Raw genomic sequence first — 8503 nt, forward strand, 5'->3', positions numbered from 1 at the left:
GTCGGGGGCGGGGTCGGCTCCGATCCAGACGGCCTCCAGCGTCTGGTCTCCCGATGCGCTGACATCGCCGGCGAACAGTCCCGTCCTCAGCGTGACGACGACATACCGCTTTCCGCCGACCGGACGGACGAAGCAGTCGATCCCGCCGTCGGAATTGACGGGGCCGCGGTGCCAGCCGCGCCGCTCCAGCCGCAGCACGTTGCCGAACGGGACGGTCACGTCCTCGAACCGCGTCAGCCTCCCGCCGGCCTTCTCCTCTTCGGCCAGCGCGTGGACAGCCCGTCCGAGCTGGGGGAACGGCTGGAGGATCTCGTAGTCGGCGAGGAGCTCCGACCAGTCGTCCAGCGTGTCCCCGAGGTGCAGCGGGTGGGCGATGCCGATGGCGGCGCCGGCGGGCGGGGTGACGGCGGCATCGCCGACGTCGGCGAAGGTGCGGTCTTCGGCGAGCCTGAACGGAGTCGCGGTGCCGTCGTGCTCGGCGAGCCACACCAGGCGCCGGGCGATGTGCCACACCAGCGGGTGCTGGACGAAGAACTCGCGGAACTCGGCGGGCGACCATCGGCGCCCGGTCGTCATCGCCAGTTCCAGGCGCTGGAGCTGGATGCCCGCGACCGCGCGGACGTCCTTCTTCAGGTCGGCGAAGCGCTGGTAGGCGGCGGGAGCCAGAGCTGCGTCGTCGCGTGCCCCGGGTTTGGGGAGGTTCGCCCGCCGCTTGCCGTCCTCGTCGACGACATAGGGCCGGAGCGCCTCGTCGAAACCGGCGGTGAACCGCCGCGGCCCGTAGTCGAGGACGAGCGTGCCGGCGGCGTCCAGCCCGAAGCCGGGGACCAGCCGGTCGCCGAGCTGCTCCGGGGTGAGGCCGCGGGCCGCCGCGATCTCGTCCACCTTGTCCTGCGCACGCTGCCGCAGACCCTTGTACTTCACCTTCTGCGCGATGCCGTGAACCTCGCGCAGCGCGAGATCGGTGCCGATCCGGGCGAGCACGTCGAGGCCCCGCACCGCACGCTGGTGGCCGCCCTCTCCCGGCCAGGCCCGGATCAGCGGGACGAGTTCGCGCACCACCTGGTCGTCCCCGAGCCGGCCCAGGGCCGCGAACTGCCAGTCCTGGGACGACGCGTCCTCGTGCCAATGGCGGAACAGCGCCCGGCCGAACTCGGCCATCGACCGCTCGTCGAAGGCGTCCAGCACGTCCGGGAGGCCCGGATCGGGCTGCCCGGACTCCGCCATCGCCAGCAGGACGAGCAGGTGGCGGACGGCCGGTACCGGCAGCGCACGCTCGCCGCCCCGCAGCAGCAGCTGCGGAAGAACCTCGGCCTTCACGCCGAGGTTCTCCGGGGGCTTCGGCCGCGGAAGCAGTTCCTCCGCGTCGCCGGACAGCAGCGTCTTCACCAGGGCGACGGCCTACTCGCCGTGCGGCTGGGCGGCGGCGACCAACGCGCCCTCGCCCGCCTCGCCCGCGAGGAAGTGGAGCGCGTACTCGGCGGCCTTCCGGGCCCGCCCCGCCTTGCCCAGGGCCACCGGGAGCAGGTGGGGGAGTGCCGCCTGGCCGTGCCGCCTGAACCAGGCGGCGGCGGGCTCGCGGGCCGCGGCGACGCGCAGCAGCCAGTCGGCCATCGCGGTGGCGACCTCGCCGTCCAGGAACGGCAGCAGCAACTCGGCGCCGCGTGCGGGCCGGGCGCGGGCGAAGCTCAACGTGACCGGGAGCGCGTCGAGGCCGAAGCGGGCGATGATGGGCCTGAGCCAATGGTCCGGGCTCCACACGTTGCGCGTACCGAACCCTCGCTGGTTCCAGTCGGGCCGCCACTCGCGCAGTGCCGGACGGACCAGCTCTTCAGGGCCCTTCGCCAGCATCGCGGCCTGCCAGTAGGACTCCCGCTGAACCGGGTCGGGCGCCACGCCCGCCCGGATGTTCGCGATCCGCTTCTCCCAGGTCGCGTCGGGCGCGGCCGACGGCCGGACGGCCCGGATGGTGACGCCGCCCCCGCTCGGATCGGCGATCTCCGTCCGCTGCCAGGCGTCGCACTCGCCCGGTTCCCAGACCATGGCCTGCTCGTCGGCGACGGCCAGGCCCTTGAGGACGACCGGCTTGCGCTTCGGCTCCGGCCTGGCCCAGGGCGGATCGGCCAGGAGCCGCGGTAGTTCGTCCGCAGAAGCCTCCGGGACGTGTCCGTCCGCCGCGCTCAGCTTCGCCACCATCTCGCCGGCCTCCGCCGGAAGGTCGGGCAGGACGCGCGCGACCAGGTCGGGGTCGGCGCGGAGGTGGTCGGTCAGCAACTCTTCAGCCGTGCCGTCACCGGCGGTCGCGGCCGTCGCCAGGACGCGCGCCGCCCGGACCGGGGTGCGCCGCATGGTGTCGCGCAGCGCGGCCCGCATGTGGGAGTTCCCGGCGCGTTCCAGCATCAGCCGGAACACCTCGTCGCCGGGCAGCCGGCCCAGTGCCTCCAGCAGGCCCTTACGGCGCGGGGCACTTCCGTGGTACTCGTCGAACGCCTCGGCCAGGAATGGCGCGATGGCGGGCCCCACCCCTTCGGCCAGGGTGAGGAGGTTCTCGATGTAGTAGCAGTCGGAGACGGAGATGCGTGCTCCGGCGCCCAGGGTCTCCAGATGCTCGGCCGAGCCCAGGGACCGCAGCAGCAGGTCTCTCGGCATCGTGTTCGCGAGCGCGGCGCAGCATTCGGCCACCCACCCCTGCTCGGTCGGGACGAGATAGGCGCCGAGCACCTGCCGGAACGGCGTCGTGCGCAGGCCGCCGAGCAGCTCGACGACCTCCTGGTACGCGGTGTCGTCCGCTATGGCGAGGATCGCGCGGAGCCGCTTGGCCGCGTCGTCGACCACGTACTCGCCACCGCCGGACGCCTGCACCGAGACGACGCCGCCCTTGCCGGTGCCGTAGGGGCTGCCCGGTTTGACGCCGCACTGCTCGACGAAGGCGTGCACGGCGAACGTCAGGCCGTACGTCGTGATCCAGGCGTCCACGAACCGGACGCTCATCTCGCCGCCCCGGTACGCCGACTCCGGGATGACCGCGAGCACCGCCGCGCCTCGCGGATCGGCCCCGCCCGCGAGATGCCTGCGTGCCGCCTCGGCGAGGTCGGGTTCGGTCCAGCGGTGGCCGAGCGCCTTCTCGACGTCGTCGGAGTAGGGGGCGAGGAGTTCCGCCTCGCTCAAGCCGGCCACCGTGATCTTCGGGCCGGGGTGTCCGCCGCGCCGCGGGTGCAGATGCCGCTTCCAGGACCGCGGGATCTCCAGGACGTCCTCGTCGGCAAGCGGGGGGCTCGACTTGATCATGGAGAGAACGTAATGCAGGGGGGTGACAGGCGTCCGTGCATTGCGCCAGGACGGCCCGGTTCGGGGCGGGCCGTCCCGGCCTGACGGTTCGTCAGAACGCCTCGTCGAAGGCGACGCTGCCCTCGACGCCGATCTGGTAGGCGGAGACCCGGCGTTCGAAGAAGTTCGACAGCTCCTGGACGTCCTGCAACTCCATGAACGCGAACGGGTTGGACATGCCGTAGCGGGCTGGCATGCCGAGGCGGATGAGGCGCTGGTCGGCGACGTACTCCAGGTAAGCGCGCATGTCGCCGGCGCTCATGCCGGGCAGGCCGTCCCCGCACAAGTCGCGGGCGAAGGCCAGCTCCGCGTCGACCGCCTCCTCCATCATCGTGGTGACCCGGGCGGTGAGCTCGTCGTCGAACAGTTCCGGTTCCTCGGCCCGGACGGTGTCGACGACGGAGAACGCGAACTCCATGTGCATGGACTCGTCCCGGAAGACCCAGTTCGTTCCGGACGCGAGGCCGTTCAGGAGGCCGCGGGAGCGCAGCCAGTAGACGTAGGCGAACGCGCCGTAGAAGAACAGGCCCTCGATGCACGCGGCGAAGCAGATGAGGTTGAGCAGGAACGTGCGCCGGTCGCCGGCGGTGCGGAGCTCGTCCAGCGAGCCGAGCGAGTCGATCCAGCGGAAGCAGAACCGCGCCTTCGCGCGGATGGACGGGATGTGCTCGATCGCGTCGAACGCGCGGGCCCGCTCGTCCTGGTCGGGCAGGTAGGTGTCGAGGAGCGTCAGGTAGAACTGGACGTGCACGGCCTCCTCGAACAGCTGCCGCGACAGGTAGAGGCGGGCTTCGGGCGCGTTCAGGTGCTTGTAGAGGTTCAGCACGAGGTTGTTCGCCACGATCGAGTCGCCGGTGGCGAAGAACGCGACGAGCCGGTTGACGAGGTGCAGCTCGGCGGGCGTGAGGCGTTCGAGGTCGGCGAGGTCGGATGCGAGGTCGACCTCCTCGACCGTCCACGTGTTGCGGATCGCGGCCCGGTACCGCTCGTAGAAGTCGGGGTAGCGCATGGGACGCAGAGTCAGGTCCATGCCGGGGTCCAGCAGCATCATTGGCACGCCTCGCAGGTCTCGGGGTTCTCCAGGGAGCAGACGGCAGCGGCGACAGTCGTCTGGGCGATCCGCGTCGCCGGACGCGAACGCAGGTAGTACGTCGTCTTGAGCCCGGCGCGCCACGCGTAGGCGTACATCGAGGAGAGCTTGCCGATCGTCGGCGTCTCCATGAACAGGTTCAGCGAGTGGGCCTGGTCGATGTACGGGGTGCGGGCGGCGGCGAGGTCGATGAGCGCCTTCTGCGGCAGTTCCCAGGCCGTCCGGTAGAGGGTGCGCATCTCGTCCGGGAGGTCGACGAGGCCCTGGACGGAGCCGTTCGCCTTCTTGATCGCCTCGCGGACGGCGGGCGTCCACAGTCCGAGCGACTTCAGGTCGTCCACCAGGTAGCCGTTGATCTGCAGGAACTCGCCGGACAGCGTCTCGCGCTTGAACAGGTTGGACACCTGCGGCTCGATGCACTCGCAGCAGCCCGCGATGGACGCGATCGTGGCCGTCGGCGCGATCGCGATGAGCAGCGAGTTGCGGAGGCCGACCTCGGCGACGCGCGCGCGGAGCGCCTCCCAGTCGGCGGGACGGGACGGCGCCGCATCCGGGAAATGGTCCAGGTGGAGCTGCCCGCGGGCGGTCCGCGTCTTGCCGTAGGCGGGCAGCGGCCCGTGGACGGCGGCCAGGTCGGCGGACGCCTGGTAGGCCGCCAGCGCGATCTCCTCGGAGATGCGCGTCGACAGTTCGCGCGCCTCGTCCGAGTCGAACGGCAGCCGCAACGTGAAGAAGACGTCGGCCAGCCCCATCACGCCGAGCCCGACCGGCCGCCACTTGCGGTTGGCCGTCTCCGCCTCCGGCGTCGGGTAGAACCCCCGGTCGATCGTGCGGTCAAGGAACCGGACGGCCGTGCGGACGGTCGAGCGGAGCCGCTCCCAGTCGACCCCGTCCGGCCCGACGTGGGCGGCCAGGTTCACCGACCCGAGGTTGCAGACGGCCGCCTCCCCATCGCCCGTCACCTCCAGGATCTCCGTGCAGAGGTTCGACAGATGGACGGTCTGGCCCGGCTCGGCGGTCTGGTTGCATGCGCGGTTGGCGGCGTCCTTGAACGTCATCCACCCGTTGCCCGTCTCCGCAAGGGTTCGCATCATCCGCCCGTACAGCTTGCGTGCCGGGACCTGCCGGACGAACCGCCCCTCCTTCTCCGCCGCCCGGTACGCCTCGTCGAACGCGTCGCCCCACAGGTCGGTCAGCTCCGGGACCTCCTTCGGGTCGAACAGCGACCACGTCCCGTCGGATTCGACGCGGCGCATGAACTCGTCCGGGATCCAGTTGGCCAGGTTCAGGTTGTGGGTGCGGCGCGCGTCCTCGCCGGTGTTGTCGCGCAGCTCCAGGAACTCCTCGACGTCGGCGTGCCACGGCTCCAGGTAGACGCAGGCCGCGCCCTTGCGGCGGCCGCCCTGGTTGACGGCGGCGACGGACGAGTCGAGCGTCCGCAGCCACGGGACGATCCCGTTCGAGTGCCCGTTCGTGCCGCGGATCAGCGAGCCCCGCGACCGGACCCTCGTCCACGAGATGCCGATGCCGCCCGCGTACTTGCTGAGCCGCGCGACCTGCCCGTACCGCTCGTAGATCGACTCCAGCTCGTCCCGCGGCGAGTCGAGCAGGAAGCACGACGACAGCTGCGGGCGGCGCGCCGCCGCGTTGAACAGGGTGGGTGAGCTGGGCAGGTACGACAGGGTGCTGAGCAGCCCGTAAAGCTCGGCGGCCTCGTCGGCACTCTCGGCGAGCCCGCAGGCCACGCGCAGCAGGAAGTGCTGCGGACGCTCCAGGACGAGCCGCGACCGCGGATGCCGCAGGAGGTACCGGTCGTAGAGCGTGCGGAGCCCGAAGTACTCGAAACGGTCATCGGCCGCCTCGTCGATGAGCGCGTCGAGCGCCGGCGCGCTGGCGGCGACGAACGCGGCCGGGGCGTCGGCCAGCAGGCCTTCCCGGTGCGCGGCGGCGACCGACTCGGCGAACGTCCGGACGCCGGCGGACGCGGCCTCGTCCCGGATCCGGCCGCCGAGCAGCCGCGCGGCGACCTTGGCGTATCCGGGTTCGGCGGGCACCAGCGCGGCGGCCTCGCCGATCGCGAGGTCCCGCCGGGCCGCCGCGTCGAGCCCGTCCGCGCCCCGGACGGCGGCGAGCACCCGTCCCGCCTCGGCGCCGGGCACCCCTTCGCAGGCCGCCTCGACCTCGGCGGCGACCACCGCCGTGAGCGGTGCGGCCAGAGCCTGTGTCACGTGCTTCTCCCCTCGCGAGCCGCCTCGCGGAGGCATGCGAACGGGACACGGCGACAAGCCGCGCTCCGCCCTAGGGCCCACCCGCGAGACCTGGACGAACAACGTGCGGGCAGGTCTTCGGACTCGCGGGCGTCGCCTCGAAAGGCGTCCTACTGGCCGTCGCTTCCCAGGCCGCCAGGCCCAGTGCGTGATGACGGCGGTCGTTCCCGCTCACCGCTGCGGGGCAGTCCCGGACTCGCACCGGGTTCCCTCTTACGACGCCCCCGCCGCGAACGGCGGGGGCGTACCAGCACGGGATTGAACCCTACATGTAGTCGAGGATCTTTGGGTAACCCCAAGATGTTGGGCGTGTTGAGCTCTCCGGGTGGAAAGCACCATGATCACCTGGCATGTTGCCGACACTGCATCGCGTGCACGTGCTCCGGGCGGAACCGGGAGCGCCGGTCCGGCTGCGGGTCCTGCTCGTCCACCATGAGCCGTGGTGGGATCAGGACGACCTGCTCCCGGACGGCCCGGCCTTCTTCGTGCAGGTGCTGCGCGAGGCGGCGGACGGTTCCGCCGGGCGTCCCGAAGGTCCGCTCGCTGCGGAGATCGGCCTGTTGCAGTCCCTCGACGCCGGCTGGATCACGGCCGAGGCCCACCGCTTCGTCGAGCGCGCGGAACGCGTCGCCGTGCGCAACCTCCCGGTCGGCGAGGACCTCGCCGCGTACTACCGCGACGAGTACGACCCTCTCGACGACCTCTTCTACGCCTCGACCTTCAACGGCATGTACCGGCCGGGCGAGCACGCGCGGATCGAGCAGCGGCTCGTCCAAGCCGACTACGACGTGCAGGTCACCGACCCGCGCTGGACGCAGACCCTCAAGGCAGGACAGGCCTGGGGAACGGCCGCCTGGGGCCCGCTCGCGACAGCGGGAGAGGCCGCCCTCCGGCTCGGCTTCCTCAGCGCCGACGACGAGGGCGCCCGCGACGGCGCGATCGCCGCCTACCGGCGCGCCATCGAGATCGGCGACGCCCCCACCCGGGTCGAGGCGCTCCTCTACCTCGACGAACTGCCGGCGGGCCGGGAGTACGACATCGCCGAGCGCAACCGCGCCGCCCTCGACCTGTGCGTCCGCCTCGCCGCCGAGGGACGCGACGAGGACGCGCACGCCGCCTACGCGAAGGCCCTCCTGACCGGCGGCGCCGAGGTCGCCGGAGAGGCCCGGCGGCGCGCCGGGCTGGCGGGCCCCGCCGAGCACGGCCTCCGCCTGTTCACCGAGGAAGGACCGTCCCGGGCGGCGGCCTGGCTGCGCGCCGCCTACGACGACGGGTCGTCGGACGTCGCCGCGTTCGCGCTGGCCGTCTACGCGCGGGACTTCGACCGCGCCGGGGAGATCATGGGCGGTCTCGGCGGCGACCTGGTCCTGTCCTGGTCCGGGCGGGTGGCGATGGAGATGGCCTTCCTGCACGCGCGGGCCGGGGACGGCGACGCCGCCCGCGCCCTCCTCGACCTCGCCTACGCCACCGGGTTCGCCCCGTCGCTCTTCGCCGAGGCGCTGGACAGCGGCGCCGCCCGTCCGGCCGCGCTCGCCACGGAGATCGGTAAATCGCTGGTAGAGGACCTGGTCAACCCGGCGTACGACGACGAGATCGAAACGATCGTGGCCGCCACCGAAGGACGCCTCCCGGACCTGGCGGCGTTCGCCTGCCAAGCCCAAATCGACTGCCACCGCCAGTACGACCAGACCGACGAAGCCGAAGCCTGGGAGACCCGCCTACCCCGTTGACTTGCAGCGTGTTGTTGCTATGAGGCGGGCGCCCCAAACAACAACACTCAGCAAGTCAACGTATTTGGGGGGACGGGTCGGCTGCGGGG

General features: G+C 72.0%; 5 protein-coding genes and 1 riboswitch. Of the genes, 1 reads left to right on the plus strand and 4 read right to left on the minus strand.

Annotation, left to right across the window (positions count from 1 at the left end; genetic code table 11):
- The 4 genes from E1293_RS40895 to E1293_RS40910 form a co-directional block, all read right to left on the minus strand.
- The coding region (locus E1293_RS40895; RefSeq protein ID WP_132204512.1) for a DUF4132 domain-containing protein at positions 1 to 1389 on the minus strand (1389 nt) is incomplete at its 3' end.
- Between the two features lie 12 nt (positions 1390 to 1401).
- Positions 1402 to 3288, minus strand: a complete 1887-nt coding sequence (locus E1293_RS40900) for a serine/threonine-protein kinase (RefSeq protein ID WP_132204514.1) — start codon at positions 3286 to 3288, stop codon at positions 1402 to 1404.
- Positions 3289 to 3379: 91 nt separating this feature from the next.
- Positions 3380 to 4378, minus strand: coding sequence for a ribonucleotide-diphosphate reductase subunit beta (locus tag E1293_RS40905; RefSeq protein ID WP_243717320.1), 999 nt, complete (start codon positions 4376 to 4378; stop codon positions 3380 to 3382).
- Positions 4375 to 6645, minus strand: coding sequence for a ribonucleoside-diphosphate reductase subunit alpha (locus E1293_RS40910; protein WP_132204516.1), 2271 nt, complete (start codon positions 6643 to 6645; stop codon positions 4375 to 4377). Before E1293_RS40910 ends, E1293_RS40905 begins: the two co-directional genes overlap by 4 nt.
- A 91-nt stretch (positions 6646 to 6736) precedes the next feature.
- Positions 6737 to 6951, minus strand: a riboswitch (cobalamin riboswitch).
- 104 nt (positions 6952 to 7055) lie between these two features.
- On the opposite strand from E1293_RS40910, the gene E1293_RS40915 reads away from it, so the two are divergent.
- Positions 7056 to 8414 carry a hypothetical protein gene (locus E1293_RS40915; protein WP_165978628.1) on the plus strand — a complete coding sequence of 453 codons (1359 nt, stop codon included), beginning with the start codon at positions 7056 to 7058 and terminating at the stop codon, positions 8412 to 8414.
- The last annotated feature ends 89 nt before the right edge of the window (positions 8415 to 8503 follow it).

The sequence above is a fragment of the Actinomadura darangshiensis genome (assembly GCF_004349235.1).
In the GTDB taxonomy this organism is placed as follows: Bacteria; Actinomycetota; Actinomycetes; order Streptosporangiales; family Streptosporangiaceae; genus Spirillospora; species Spirillospora darangshiensis.

Bases quoted from the DNA above. Each gene is read 5' to 3' on its own strand.
- E1293_RS40900 (WP_132204514.1), bottom strand. From the start codon at position 3,288: ATGATCAAGTCGAGCCCCCCGCTTGCCGACGAGGACGTCCTGGAGATC.
- E1293_RS40905 (WP_243717320.1), bottom strand. From the start codon at position 4,378: ATGATGCTGCTGGACCCCGGCATGGACCTGACTCTGCGTCCCATGCGC.